The following is a 13,226-nucleotide window of genomic DNA, read 5'->3' on the forward strand; positions in this document are numbered from 1 at the left end:
GGTTACTTCTACGCTGGCGGAGGCCCCGAAGAGGGACGCTTCACATCTCAAGACCCCTCATCCTGAGCCTCATCTCAACAGCCCTCATCCTGAGCCTGTCGAAGGGCGGGGGCGCTTGGCACCGACCACAGATGAAACGTCCGTCCCCTGACGCACCACCGTGAAAACCCAGCTCCCTACCGTCCCGGCCGCCCAGTCTTGCCTGGCCGGCGCTTGCGGGCGCGGTCGTCGGCCGGGTCCTCATAAGAGCCAAGGCCGATCTTGTGGCGTCGAACGGGCTTGGCGTCATCCTCCGGCTTCTGCGGAACCGGCTTGCGGACCGGCTTTTCCGTGCGCCCGACCGTCATCTCATCCAGATCGTTCTTGCGGAAGAGCCCCTTGCCAGCCGGCACGGCATGCGCGCCGGACGTGCCCATCTCATCAAGATCCGGCTTGTGGAAGAGAGAGGAAGCGGAGGCCGCTCCCCCCTCACCCTGCGCCTGCTTCTGCGGTGCCTTCCTGCTGCGCGCCTTGTCGCGGCGGGACTTCTGCGTGTTCTCCACACCGGCGTCGCGGGCCAGCGGGTCGTCCATGATGGCGAGCTCAGTCTCCTTGAGGCGCTTGATCTCGTCGCGAAGGCGCGCGGCCTCCTCGAAGTCGAGATCGGCAGCCGCATCGCGCATCGCCTTCTCCAGATGCTCCAGATGTGCGGCAAGATTGTTGCCCACGAGGTTGTTGAGGTCCTCGCCCTTGCCGCGACCGCCGATATCGGCGCGGACATGGTCGCGCTCATAGACGGAGTCGAGAATGTCGGCGATGTTCTTCTTGACGGAAGCCGGCGTGATGCCGTGCTCCTCATTATAGGCGAGCTGCTTGTCGCGGCGGCGGTTGGTCTCCTCCATCGCGCGCTCCATGGAACCGGTGATGCGGTCGGCATAGAGCATGACCCGGCCATCAACATTACGCGCCGCACGGCCGATGGTCTGGATGAGCGATGTTTCGGAGCGGAGAAAGCCCTCCTTGTCGGCATCAAGGATGGCGACAAGTCCGCATTCGGGAATGTCGAGGCCCTCGCGCAGAAGGTTGATGCCGACCAGAACGTCGAACGCGCCAAGACGCAGATCGCGAATGATCTCGATGCGCTCCAGCGTGTCGATGTCGGAGTGCATGTAGCGCACGCGCACGCCCTGCTCGTGAAGATATTCCGTGAGATCCTCCGCCATGCGCTTGGTCAGCACGGTCACCAGCGTGCGATAGCCCTTGGCTGCGGTCTCGCGGATTTCGCCCAGAACATCGTCCACCTGGGTCTTGGCGGGACGCACCTCGACGGGCGGATCGATGAGACCAGTGGGGCGAATGACCTGCTCGGCGAACACGCCGCCAGACTGCTCCATCTCCCAGTTTCCAGGCGTGGCCGAAACGGCGACGCTGGCGGGGCGCATCGCGTCCCATTCCTCGAAGCGCAGCGGACGGTTGTCCATGCAGGAGGGCAGACGAAAACCGTATTCGGCAAGCGTCGCCTTGCGGCGGAAGTCGCCGCGATACATGCCACCGATCTGCGGAATGGTGACGTGGCTCTCGTCGATGAAGACCAGCGCATTGTCGGGAATGTACTCGAACAGGGTCGGCGGCGGCTCGCCCGGCGCACGGCCGGTCAGATAGCGCGAATAGTTCTCGATGCCGGCACAGGAGCCGGTGGCCTCCAGCATTTCCAGATCAAAGCGGGTGCGCTGTTCGAGGCGCTGCGCCTCCAGCAGACGGCCGGCGCGCTCAAGCTCCGCCAGACGCTGTTTCAGCTCGGCATTGATGCCCTTCACGGCCTGATTCAGCGTGGGGCGCGGCGTGACATAGTGCGAGTTGGCGTAGATCTTGACCGACTCCAGGTCGCCGGTCTTCTTGCCGGTAAGCGGATCGAACTCGGTGATGGTCTCGATTTCATCGCCAAAGAGGGAAATGCGCCAGGCGCGATCCTCAAGGTGGGCAGGAAAGATTTCAATCGTGTCGCCGCGCACCCGGAAGGAGCCGCGCACGAAATTGATGTCCTGACGCTTGTATTGCTGGGCAACCAGATCGGCCAGAAGCTGTCGCTGGTCCAGCCGGTCGCCAATCTGCATCTGGAAGGTCATGGCCGTGTAGGTTTCGACAGAGCCGATACCGTAGATACAGGACACGGAAGCGACGATGATCACGTCATCGCGCTCGAGCAGCGCGCGCGTGGCCGAGTGGCGCATGCGGTCGATCTGCTCGTTGATCGAGGATTCCTTCTCAATGAATGTGTCGGAACGCGGAACGTAGGCCTCCGGCTGATAGTAATCGTAGTAGGAAACGAAATACTCGACCGCATTGTCGGGGAAGAAGGACCTGAACTCGCCATAGAGCTGGGCGGCCAGCGTTTTGTTCGGCGCGAGGATGATGGCCGGGCGCTGCGTCTCCTCGATCACCTTGGCCATGGTGAAAGTCTTGCCCGAGCCGGTAACACCGAGCAGCACCTGGGTGCGCTCGTTCTCGTTCGCGCCCGCGACCAGATCGGCAATGGCCGTCGGCTGGTCGCCGGAGGGCGTAAACTCCGTGACCATCTTGATCGGCACGCCGCCTTCCGACTTTGCTGGCCGGGAGGGGCGGTGCGGGGTCCAGTTGGACTGAAGGTTGGGATCGCCCCCCTCGATCAGCCGCGAAAGAGCGGCGACCGTAGCGGTAACGCCCGAGGAAGACAGCCCCTCGGCCTCCTCCAGCGTGACGTCGAGACCGGCGACGGGCATCATGCCGGCAGCCGCGCGCTCTCGCGCAGAGGCCGCGCCGCCCATGGAGGTGCCGCGCGCGGTCTTCGAGCCGCCGGCGGAACGCTCAGCCGTTTTCTTCGGTTTCTTCGCCTTGTCCCTGGCCTTCGCCGGCGCGGGCTTCTCTGCTTCCTGCGCAATCTCGCTTGCCCAGTCCGCGATGGAACCGGTCAGCGGCGTGCCCGAAAGCTCGGGCTGCGGGGCTTCGGCGAAGCCGCCATTCTTCTTCTCGGATGATTTGGCCATGCCCTGAATATGGAATCGCTGCCCCCAAATGGAAAGGGGTGACGCATGGGGAAAGCATCACCCCGCACAGCTCCTGACACAAGGGTGTCAGGAGCCCCCGCCTGTCCGGATATCAGGCCGGGTAGCGCAGATGCAGAACCGGCTCGCCCGTGGGTTCGTCGATGCGCTGCTCCACTTCGGCAAAGCCGTAGCGTTCATAGAAGCGCCTGCCGATGTCATTCTTCACGAAGACATCGAGTTCCAGCGCGCCCATGCGCGCAACCGCATCGTCCACCATCGCCCGGCCCAGCCCCCGACCGTGACAATCCGGGTCGAGAAAGAGGCCACCCACCTGGTTGCCCAGAAGCGAGATGAAGCCGACAAGCCGGTCATCCGCCCAAACGGTGCGGGTGTCAGCCATGGGCAGATAGACATTGCGGATGTTGTCGGCTTCGCGCGTCAGGAAATCATCATCCAGAAACGCGTGGGCGAGCCGGCTCGCCTTGAGCCAGATGTCGACAATGGCGTCGTCATCGACGCCGGGTTGATAGGTCTTGATCATTTTCGTTTATGTCCAGCTATGCAGCATCAAGCGCGTCGACAACGACACGCGCACTGCAGAATAATTTGGTTTGAAAGCGAAACGGATGCGCGGGACGGAACTGCGCCATCCATCATCCATTTCCGGGGCGAGACCCGCCCCCGCTTCACCGGGACATAAAACCTCCACACATTTTGGCGCGATCTAGCGCGATCATGTAGGAAAGGCAAGCTTGCAGAAGCCACGCGCGGACACGTGAGGGTGATATGCTGTGCGCCACAAAAACAGTCGAGCGCCACTTCTCATGCAACTGATCCTCGCAAAAAACACCGACAGGCCGATGATCGACCGGATGCTGCGGGAATACCTTGAAGAACTCTCGCCCCATGGCGGCGTCGATGACGATTATCCCTATCTGGACCTCTACTGGCAGGAGACCGACAGGCGCTGGCCCTATCTCTTCCGCGACGGCAAGACCGTTACCGGTTTCGCATTCGTGCGGGCGCTGGAGGAAGATGGCGTCACCTTCTCCATGGCGGAGTTCGCGGTTCTGTCGAACGCACGCCGCAGAGGACTTGGCCGGTCGATGGCCGTGAGCACCATGCACCGGCACCCCGGCGCGTGGGAGGTCAGCATGATGGCCGGCAATCAGGCAGCACACATCTTCTGGCCAAAAGCGATCATTGCCGCCGGTGCGGAGAACATCGAGAAAAGCAGCGACACGGACGAAACGATCTATCGTTTTTCGATTGCGCCGGCTGTCAGCTAGAGCGCCGTGCGTCCATTCGGACGCACAAAGGACGCTCTAACCTGTTGAACCTACGCACCGTGCTTTCCGAAAATCGATTCCGATTTTCGGGCCGATGCGCTGAAATCTTTCGGCTTCATGAAATGGAGCAGTCGCGCACCGCCAAAGGCCAGAGCGTCCCACCGTCCATCAAAGGCGAACCGGGCAAGCGCAGCGGTGGGGAATTTCTCGCGCATGCGCTCCAGCGCGTCTTCCCCGGAGCCGTTTCCGGCCAAAAGGCTGGCGAAGTCCTCCATGCCCGGATTGTGCCCGACGACGAGCACACGCCCCGCCTCTTCCGGCACTTTGTGGAGAGCAGCCAGCAATTGCCCGGGCGTTGCCATGTAAAGCCCGCTTCCATCGCCAATCGCCGGAGCAGGCCCCTTCAGCGCCGACGAGACCAGTCGCCATGTCTGCTGCGCCCTGCGCGCCGGCGACACCAGCACCAGATCCGGGAACCAGCCACGCTGCGCGAGTTCTCGCCCCATGCGTGGCGCGGCGCGTCGTCCACGCGGCGCAAGCGGACGCTCGGCATCGCTCAGGCCGGGCTCTTCCCAGCTCGATTTCGCATGCCGCAAAAGCAGAAGCTCTTTCATTCGCCCTCCAAGAAACGCACTGAATTAACTTTCAAGCGCGCCAGAACGCTAGGCACAGATGCTCAGCCAGCGTCAAGGTTGCATTTTATCCGGGTATATTGATAGAAATATTATACCCGGGTAAAAGCCATCCCACATTCAACGGAGCCCCACCCCGATGTCCAGCTTCACAGGTTTTCATGGCGAGAAGTTTCTCGCCAGCGGCACCGCAACGGAGGTTGCCCTGGCAGCCAAAGCATTGCTCAGCGACTATCCCGGCGCGGATGTGTTTATCTTCAATGATGCGACTGGCCGGCAGACCGACTTCAACCTGACGGGCAGCGAGGCCGAGGTTCTGGAGCGGCTGGCCCCGAAACCGCAGGAGGCAGCGCCCGAGAAACGCGCGCCGGGGCGCCCGAGGCTCGGCGTGGTGGCCCGTGAGATCACCTTGCTGCCGCGCCAGTGGGAATGGCTCAGTGAACAGCCCGGCGGCGCGTCGGCAACCCTGCGCAAACTGGTGGACGCGGCCCGCACAGCCGATATGCCGCGCGAGCAGATCCGCAGGGCGAAGACCGCGGCTGACAGGTTCATGATGGCGATGCTCGGCGACAAACCCGGCTACGAGGAAGCGGCGCGCGCGCTCTATGCAGGCGATGCAAAAACCTTCAAGAGCCGGATCAGCGGCTGGCCGAAAGATCTCAGAACACATCTGGAGCGCCTGGCGGCGCCAGCCTTCGACACGAACTGAAACTCAGTTCAGTCGTTCAACAGGCAGGCCAGCCGCTTTCCAGTCCGGGAAACCATCGGAAAGACGGCTGGCCGCCACCCCTTCACGCTGGAGCAGAAGGGCGGCGTCCAGCGACAGCATGCAATAAGGACCGCGACAATAGGCGATGACCTCGCGGTCGCGCGGCAATTCGGCAAGGCGCTTCTCCAGCGCATCGAGCGGCACATTCACCGCACCGGGCAGATGCCCCTGCGCAAACTCCTCCTCCGGGCGGACATCGAGCAAAAGAACCGTCTCGTCGCGCAGGCGCGAAAGAAGCTCGTCACGCGAGACGGTTTCCACCGCCCCCTTGCCGTTTTCGCCCCCGGTGACCAGCGCCATAACCTCGGCATGGGTGTGCGCCACCTGCGCACGCAGGGCTGCCAGAAGCGGCACCACCGGCCCCTCCCCCAGACGATAAAGCACATTCTTGCCCTCGCGCCGGGCCCGAACGAGGCCGGCACGCCGAAGATGCTGCAAATGCTGCGAGGCATTGGCCATGGAAAGCCCTGTCAGCGCGGCGAGCCGCTCCACCGGGCGCTCACCCTGAGCAACATGCTCCAAGAGCGCAATGCGGTGCGGGCTTGCGAGCGCGCGGGCAAGCTCCGCCGCCTGGGCATAAAGCTGCTGCCCGGTTCGATCCGCCATTGACAAGTCCTCCTTCATTACGCAATCAATCAATAAAACAATTGAATGTTTATGTGAAGTGCTTTCACCAAGTGAAATGTGCTGCTGCGTGCGCCCTCCCAAACGCGGGACACGGCCATGTGCGGCAAAAAAAGCAACGCCCGGTCAGGGCAACGAGAAAACGGAACAAGCATGACGGCCGAAGCAATCGAGTTCAGCGTACGCGCATTTCTGATCGGCGTGGGCGCTACCGCCTTCATGGATCTATGGGCGCTGTTTCAGAAACGGGCCTTCGGCATTCCCGCCCTCAACTACGCAATGGTGGGACGCTGGATCGGACATCTCGGCTCAGGAACCTTTTGCCATCAGGCTATCGGCGCTGCCCGACCCATCCCCGGCGAGCGCACCATCGGCTGGGCCGCACACTATGCCATCGGCGTGATCTTCGCCGGTATTCTGATCGCAATGGCGGGGCTGGGCTGGGCGCGCCAGCCGAGCTTTCTGCCCGCACTCGCCATGGGCATCATAACCGTGCTTGCGCCCTTTCTCATCCTGCAGCCCGGCATGGGCGCGGGCATCGCCGCAGCGAAGACACCAGCGCCCAACACGGCAAGACTGCGCAGCCTCATCGCCCACACCTCCTTCGGTGTCGGGCTTTATCTGGCCGCACTTGGCGCGAACTGGCTCACCGGAGGATGAGCCGGATCAGGCCCCGCCTCTGACATCATCCCGGTTCGGGAAATACTGATAGAGCCATGTCTCGGTCAGCGCGCGGTCATCCCCGCCCTTCACATACATGCGCATATCGACGGGGTCCGTACCCTCAATCCGCGCATCGAAGAAAGCGCGGTAGAGGCCCGGCTGACCGACAACGGGATGGGCGTCCGCCAGCGTCACCTTGCCGCGTGAGAGATCGACCACCGGCTCGGCATCGCCGCGCTCCAGCGCGCCCACCTCTCCACCGCGATAGTCAACCACGAAGCGGGTCGTGTTTTCCGGACGCGGCTGGCCGGGAATGCCGCCAGTGCCGGTATAGGTCGCCATGACGCGCCCGAGCTCTGCCGGGAAAGGCTCGTCGGCCGTCCAGTAAAGACGATAATCGAACTGGAGCGGCTTGCCCGGCTCGACCGGGGCATCCGGCACCCAATACATGACAATGTTGTCGTGGATCTCGTCATCGGTGGGAATTTCGACAAGCTGCACCTGACCGGAAGCCCACTCATTGACCGGCTCGATCCAGGCAGAGGGACGTCGCTCGTAGAAGACGCCGTCATCCTGATAGTGGTCGAAATCACGATCGCGCTGCAGCAGGCCGAAACCGCGCGGGCGCTCATCCATGAACGCATTGGTGACGGTTTCGGGCGGATTGTTGAGCGGCCGCCAGAGGCGCTCGCCATTGCCCATCCAGATGGCAAGCCCGTCGGAATCGTGAATTTCCGGACGCCAGTCGACGGCCTGTTTTCGGTTCGTTTCGGAATACCAGTACATGGAGGTGAGCGGCGCAACGCCCAGCCGCTCGACGGTTTTGCGCGGATAGAGCCAGGACGAGACATCCATCACCGGGCCGTCGCCCCGCGCACAGTCAAAACGATATGCGCCGGTGATGCCGGGACTGTCGAGCAGCGCGTAGACCAGAACACGGTCCGGCTCTCCCTCCACGCGCTCAAGCCAGATGCGGCTGAACCGGGGAAACTCCTCCGGCTTCGGCAGGGCCGTGTCGATGGCAAGACCACGCGCGGAGAGGCCATACTGGTTCAGCGCGCCTGAAGACCGGAAATAGGATGCGCCGAGGAATGCCAGCCAGTCGGTCTTCTGCGACGGCTCATGCAGGCGGAAGCCGGAGAAACCGATATTGTCGGGCAGTCCGCGGGCGGGATGATCTTCGGGCAGATCGAAATAATCCGGCCGGTAAAGCACTTCCCGCGCCTCGCCATTCTCCACGACATGCATGAGAACCGGTTCCTGAAAGTAGCGCCCCAGATGGAAGAACTGCACCGGCGCACCGCCTTTCCCATCCGCCCAGAGCGCATGATCCTTGCGAAAACGGATCTTCTGAAAGGCGTCGTAATCGATCTGCTCAAGGATCTCGCCATGGGGCGAGCGGCCATCCTGCCACGGGGCCGCAGCCAGCGCCCCGGCCTCTTCTTTCAGTGCATCGAAGCTGAAGGTCTTTGCGGGACCGAAGGTCAGCCCCGGCGCTTCGGCTGCGGCAAACGCGCTGCCCGACAGTCCTGCGACCACAGAAGACGACAGCGCGAACGAAAGAAAATCCCGTCGGTTAAGATCGGTCATGGATGTACAGTCCCTTGCTCATTCATGAAATGCTGGAGTGAAATTGCGTGAACCGCCGGACGGCGGATCACCTGGCGGGTGCGGCCCGGGCTTTCACGTCATCAGACGAGGCCCGGTCACGCAGAAAAGGAACCCTGCTGAAATAGGTTGCGCGCTCGCGATAAAGCGCCGGCACGGCAAGCGAGGCGATGGCCGAGAGCGCAATCGCCGTCTTGGTCCACTCCGAGAACGGACCATAGTGATGCTCGAACCCTTTCAGGAGGTAGATCACGATCACGTGCCAGGCATAGACCTGTAGTGAATGGCGACCGATCAGCCGCAGGAAGGAAAGGCTGAAGATCCAGCGCAGACCATTGCCGAGCGCCCGCACGATCCGGTTGTCCGCGAGTGACCCCGCCATGACCATCCAGGCCACGAGGTAACCGGTGGCCATGAAGTTCACCAGATAGACGAAGCTGAACTCGGTTCGATTGTCGAGGCTCCTGAAGCGCTCCATCATCGGCTCGGGCAGAAGCTTGAAGGTGAAACCGAAGCGGAAACCCATGAAGACCAGCACCAGAGCGAAGGCCAGCCAGACGAGCGCCGTGCGTTTCGGGTTCATCACCTTTTCCCAGTCGACCCTGCCGGTGGCGGTGAGCGCACCGAGAACGAGGCCCGACATGAAGACCGCCTGCCAGGCAAGCACATTAAAGGCCGTGCGAAACATCTCGCCCTCATGCACCTCATCAAGCAGCGCGCGAATGCCGCCTGCAACCGGGAAATGAAGGCCCAGCTGAACGGCCGCCCAGAGAAACGCGGACAGTGCCGCAACCCACATCCAGCGCCCTGTGACGCAAAGCCAGATCAGCGGCGGCGACACCAGCATGTAGACGATGTATTGCGGCAGGATATCCATATAGGTGGGCTGGTAGAGCAGAAGCAGCGAGGCTAGCGCATAGAACGGATTGTGGTCGGCGAGATCCCAGAGCCACGGCTCCCAATAGGTGGAAGAGGCGCTGAGCACGAAGCCGAGCAGAAAGACGATGGCGAGGCAGGCCACCGCATAGCGATAGATCTCGAAAGCGCGCTTTCTTACCTTCGCCGCACCCGCAGCATAACCATCGCGGAGCATGCGGCGCGCATAGACCATGCCGACAAGTAGGCCGGACAGGAACACGAAGCCCTGCGCATCCTGCACATATCCCAGTTCGCCGTGATTGAATTTGACCAGCAGATATCCGCCGGCAAAGGTCAGGTGGTTCAACACCATGAAGACGAGGAAATATCCTCGCATGCCGTCCAGTATTTCCAGGCGTCGCATATTCTCTTCCGCAGACTTGGAACCACCCCCGTGGACAAGCGCGGGTACCATGTGCGGGTTCCATCAACGCCATCACGATCTGTTCGCAACGGTATCAGGCGCGTGAGGTGGAGCACCGTCCGCCTACGGAAAACAGGGCCCTGACCCTAGACCTCCAACCGCTTGTACATCACCGTCGTTGGATCGAGACGATCATCAAAGGGATCGCGGCAAAAATCCGGAATGACGCCCGAAACCGCGTAACCAAGTGCTGCGTAAAGCGGCTCGGCGCTGTCGCCCGTGCGGGTGTCGAGCGTGATGAGGCTGCGGCCACGCATGCGGGCTTCGGCCTCGAGCGCGAGCATCAAAGACCGGGCGAGCCCGCGACGACGGAACGCCGGACCGACCAGAAGCTTGGAGACTTCTGCCCGATGCGGCTGATTGGGCGGCATGTCCACCACAAGCTGAACCGTTCCCGCGAGCACCGCCCCCTGTCGCGCCACGAACAGCACGCGATCACCGGATCTGACCGCAGGCAGGATCTTTTCACGCCAGAAGCCCTCCGCCTCGTGCACAGCAAAGGGCAGGACAAAGCCGACGCTTGCCCCGCCATGCACGCATGCATGAAGAAGGGACGCCAGTTCGGGCAGCATGCCTTCAGCCTGCGAAGCGTCGAGGCGATCAATCGAAAAGGCGGCGGCATCCTGCATGGTCACACCGTAAAGAGGAGATAGCGCGCGCCGCCCTCTCTCCCGGCCTCGAAACGGCTGGGACCGCGCAGCTGATAGCGAAGGCAATCGCCCGGATGAACCATATGAACAGCACCATCGACCGTGATGCGGAGCGCACCTTCAAGCATGACGAGATGATGCTCCAGGCCCGGGCGCGGCGGACCATCATATGAGACGGAAGCGCCCGGACGCAGGCACCCCTCCATCACCTCTCCGGCAAGCGCACGGGCCGGTGGCGAGACGACGCGGCGAACGAACCCGGACTGCGCATCTTCCCAAAGCGCCTGCGCCGCGCGTGGCGCCAGCGGCGGGAAATCATCTTCCACGAGATGCATCAGCCGCGAGAGCGTCATGCCATAGGCAGCGCAGAGCCTGCCCAGCACATTGGCCGTGGCGCTCACCTCCGCATTTTCAAGCCGCGAAAGCGTGGCGCGACTGACACCACTGCGACCGGCAAGATCGTCAAGCGACCAGCCACGCTCCTGACGCAGCGCCCGCAGGCGCTCGGCAATGCGCTGATCAATCGTGGGATCGGGTATCGAGACAGAATCCATATTTGAGAAATTATCCCATATATGAAATCCGTCAAGCGTCGGGCGAGCCGCCCATCCATCCGAATCCGAACGGGGAAGCGAGAAAGATGGCTCGACAAATCAGCGCGAAGCAAATTATCTATAATCATGAGTGATCGCAAAGAGACCAAAGCCGCACAGATCGCGCGCACGCTTGCCGACCGCATCGTCTCCGGCGCGCTGGAGCCGGGTGCACGCCTGCGGCAGGACCACATCGCCGAAGAATTTGGCGCAAGCCATGTGCCCGTGCGCGAGGCCTTTCGGCTGCTCGAAGCGCAGGGGCTGGCCAAGAGCGAACCGCGCCGCGGCGTGAGGGTGGCGGCGTTCGATCTGAACCAGGTGCGCGAAGTGGCCGAGATGCGCGCCGCGCTCGAAGTTCTCGCCCTGCGCAACGCAGCACAGCACCTGACACCGGCAATCCTCAAGGCTGCGGAAGAGGCAATCCTTGAAGGCGATCAGGCGCGCGACGTGATCGCGTGGGAGACCGCAAACCGGCGCTTTCACAGGCTTCTGCTCACGCCGTGCAGCATGCCCCGCCTGCTGGCGGCGATCGACGATCTGCATGCGGCAAGCGCGCGCTTTCTTTTTTCGGCCTGGCGCTCTAACTGGGAAACCCGCACGGACCGCGACCATCGCGCGATCCTTGAGCACCTGCGGCGCGGCGAAGTGGATGCGGCCTCGGCCGTGCTCGCGCGGCATGTGCAATGGATCGGACGCAGGCCAGTTGAAACCGCATCCGGCAAGCGACGCGAAGCCTTCGTGATCGAAGGCTAATTAGGGCTAACTCCGGTCCAACGGCCACCACAAAATCGCGTCCAACCTGCTCCCCGAGCGTCACACTGCCCTGCGGTGACACAATCGCGCCTGGACGTAGCGCAAAAGACGCAATGCGTGAGATTTTGCACACCCCCTTGCCAAGCCGACGCGAATATGGACTCAATAATAGATGAAGACTCATAATTATCTATAATTTGAGAGAGACCATGCCTCACAGCTTAGCTTCACAGCAGACCACCGGCCTCATCGGCCATGCCGGCGCACTCCGGCTCAACGAGAAGTCGCTCGCCTTCAAGGCCGGGGCAGTCGTGCTTGGCACGCTCTTCCTGGCAGTGGCGTCACGCATCGAAGTTCCAATGGTGCCCGTCCCCGTGACCATGCAGACATTCGCCGTCGCCATGATCGGCGCACTCTACGGCGCAAGGCTCGGCACCCTGACGGTGCTCGCATGGCTCGGCGAAGCCATGATCGGCATGCCGGTTCTGGCCGGCGGCGCAGGCGGCCTTGCGCATTTCGCAGGCCCGACGGGCGGCTATCTCGCCTCATTCCCGCTCATGGCGCTGCTCGTCGGCGCACTCACGGAACGCGGCTGGAATGCGCAGCGCCCGCTCCTTGCCTTCACCTCCATGCTGGCCGCGAACGCCCTCTGCCTCGCCATGGGCGGTCTGTGGCTTGCCGGCATGATCGGCCTCGAAAAGGCAATCATGCTTGGCGTCACCCCCTTTATTGTCGGCGCAATCCTGAAATCGGCACTGGGCGCAGCGTCGCTGGTGGCGCTCTCGCGCACCGCAAAACGGGGCGATGCGTAATGACGGTACGGCTGCGTGCACATCATCTCCTGTGCATTCTGACCTATGTCGGGCGGGGCTACAGCCCCGCCTTCACCGCCAATTACGACCGGATCATCGAACACCTCAACGCAGGTGAGCAGATCCTGATCGTCGACGGTCCGGACGACATCTGCCAACCCCTCATCGCCGAAGAGGCAACGCCGCATTGCCTGAATGGCAGCGTCCGCGAACGCGACCGGCGCGCCGCAGGGGCGCTGACACGCTGGCTGGGACAACCAGTCGAAATCGGCCATTTGCTGACGCCCGACCGAAAGCTTCTCGCCCGGATGCGGACCAGCTTCGCCAGAGGCGCGACACGCCAGGCGTGCCTTGGCTGCGAATGGACTTCGCTCTGCTCATCGGTTGCCGGCAACGGTTATGCCGAAAGCCTGCTGACACTCACTGCCAGCGACTGAAACGATATCCGCTACAACCGGCAGCGCATCCTTCTGTCGGAAAACCGCCCTC

At 62.6% G+C, this 13,226-nt stretch carries 14 protein-coding genes; 6 read left to right on the forward strand and 8 right to left on the reverse strand.

Going from position 1 to position 13,226, the window contains the following annotated elements; genetic code table 11:
- Positions 1-176 precede the first annotated feature (176 nt).
- A complete protein-coding gene (uvrB, locus tag DEJ54_RS18060) occupies positions 177-3,002 on the reverse strand; it encodes an excinuclease ABC subunit UvrB (RefSeq protein WP_113155782.1) in 2,826 nt (941 codons plus the stop codon).
- A gap of 112 nt (positions 3,003-3,114) precedes the next feature.
- On the reverse strand, positions 3,115-3,543 hold the full coding sequence (locus DEJ54_RS18065; RefSeq protein ID WP_113155783.1) for a GNAT family N-acetyltransferase: 429 nt from the start codon (positions 3,541-3,543) through the stop codon (positions 3,115-3,117).
- 283 nt (positions 3,544-3,826) lie between these two features.
- Here DEJ54_RS18065 and DEJ54_RS18070 point away from each other — a divergent pair, with 283 nt between their 5' ends.
- The gene (locus tag DEJ54_RS18070) at positions 3,827-4,291 is read left to right on the forward strand and encodes a GNAT family N-acetyltransferase (RefSeq protein WP_204360830.1); all 465 of its coding nucleotides are present in this window, start codon (positions 3,827-3,829) and stop codon (positions 4,289-4,291) included.
- Positions 4,292-4,341: 50 nt separating this feature from the next.
- Here the strand turns inward: DEJ54_RS18070 and DEJ54_RS18075 are convergent, their stop codons facing one another.
- Complete coding sequence (locus DEJ54_RS18075; RefSeq protein WP_113155784.1) at positions 4,342-4,905, reverse strand: histidine phosphatase family protein; 564 nt, start codon at positions 4,903-4,905, stop codon at positions 4,342-4,344.
- A 157-nt stretch (positions 4,906-5,062) separates the two neighbouring features.
- Between DEJ54_RS18075 and DEJ54_RS18080 the strand changes: the two genes are divergently transcribed.
- Positions 5,063-5,632 (forward strand): DUF2239 family protein, encoded by a 570-nt coding sequence (locus DEJ54_RS18080; RefSeq protein ID WP_113155785.1) that lies wholly within the window; start codon positions 5,063-5,065, stop codon positions 5,630-5,632.
- A 3-nt stretch (positions 5,633-5,635) separates the two neighbouring features.
- Here DEJ54_RS18080 and DEJ54_RS18085 read toward each other — a convergent pair whose 3' ends face one another.
- Entirely contained in the window at positions 5,636-6,298 is a 663-nt protein-coding gene (locus DEJ54_RS18085; RefSeq protein ID WP_113155786.1) for a metalloregulator ArsR/SmtB family transcription factor, read from the reverse strand.
- A gap of 171 nt (positions 6,299-6,469) precedes the next feature.
- Between DEJ54_RS18085 and DEJ54_RS18090 the strand changes: the two genes are divergently transcribed.
- Complete coding sequence (locus DEJ54_RS18090; RefSeq protein WP_113155787.1) at positions 6,470-6,976, forward strand: DUF2938 domain-containing protein; 507 nt, start codon at positions 6,470-6,472, stop codon at positions 6,974-6,976.
- Positions 6,977-6,982: 6 nt separating this feature from the next.
- Here the strand turns inward: DEJ54_RS18090 and DEJ54_RS18095 are convergent, their stop codons facing one another.
- From DEJ54_RS18095 to DEJ54_RS18110, 4 genes are all read right to left on the reverse strand, one after another.
- Positions 6,983-8,569 carry a glucan biosynthesis protein gene (locus DEJ54_RS18095; protein ID WP_113155788.1) on the reverse strand — a complete coding sequence of 529 codons (1,587 nt, stop codon included), beginning with the start codon at positions 8,567-8,569 and terminating at the stop codon, positions 6,983-6,985.
- Between the two features lie 67 nt (positions 8,570-8,636).
- Positions 8,637-9,869, reverse strand: a complete 1,233-nt coding sequence (locus DEJ54_RS18100; protein WP_113155789.1) for an OpgC family protein — start codon at positions 9,867-9,869, stop codon at positions 8,637-8,639.
- A 146-nt stretch (positions 9,870-10,015) separates the two neighbouring features.
- Entirely contained in the window at positions 10,016-10,558 is a 543-nt protein-coding gene (locus tag DEJ54_RS18105; RefSeq protein WP_113156384.1) for a GNAT family N-acetyltransferase, read from the reverse strand.
- A gap of 2 nt (positions 10,559-10,560) precedes the next feature.
- Positions 10,561-11,133 (reverse strand): helix-turn-helix domain-containing protein, encoded by a 573-nt coding sequence (locus DEJ54_RS18110; protein WP_113155790.1) that lies wholly within the window; start codon positions 11,131-11,133, stop codon positions 10,561-10,563.
- A 126-nt stretch (positions 11,134-11,259) separates the two neighbouring features.
- On the opposite strand from DEJ54_RS18110, the gene DEJ54_RS18115 reads away from it, so the two are divergent.
- The 3 genes from DEJ54_RS18115 to DEJ54_RS18125 all read left to right on the forward strand — a co-directional run bounded on the left by DEJ54_RS18115 (position 11,260) and on the right by DEJ54_RS18125 (position 13,174).
- Complete coding sequence (locus DEJ54_RS18115; protein WP_113155791.1) at positions 11,260-11,925, forward strand: GntR family transcriptional regulator; 666 nt, start codon at positions 11,260-11,262, stop codon at positions 11,923-11,925.
- A 209-nt stretch (positions 11,926-12,134) separates the two neighbouring features.
- Positions 12,135-12,737, forward strand: coding sequence for a biotin transporter BioY (locus DEJ54_RS18120; protein ID WP_113155792.1), 603 nt, complete (start codon positions 12,135-12,137; stop codon positions 12,735-12,737).
- Positions 12,737-13,174 (forward strand): DUF1284 domain-containing protein, encoded by a 438-nt coding sequence (locus tag DEJ54_RS18125; protein ID WP_113155793.1) that lies wholly within the window; start codon positions 12,737-12,739, stop codon positions 13,172-13,174. The genes DEJ54_RS18120 and DEJ54_RS18125 overlap by 1 nt, the downstream gene beginning before the upstream one ends.
- Positions 13,175-13,226: the final 52 nt, after the last annotated feature.

The organism is Nitratireductor sp. OM-1, from assembly GCF_003296175.1.
GTDB classification, from domain to species: Bacteria; Pseudomonadota; Alphaproteobacteria; order Rhizobiales; family Rhizobiaceae; genus Nitratireductor; species Nitratireductor aquimarinus.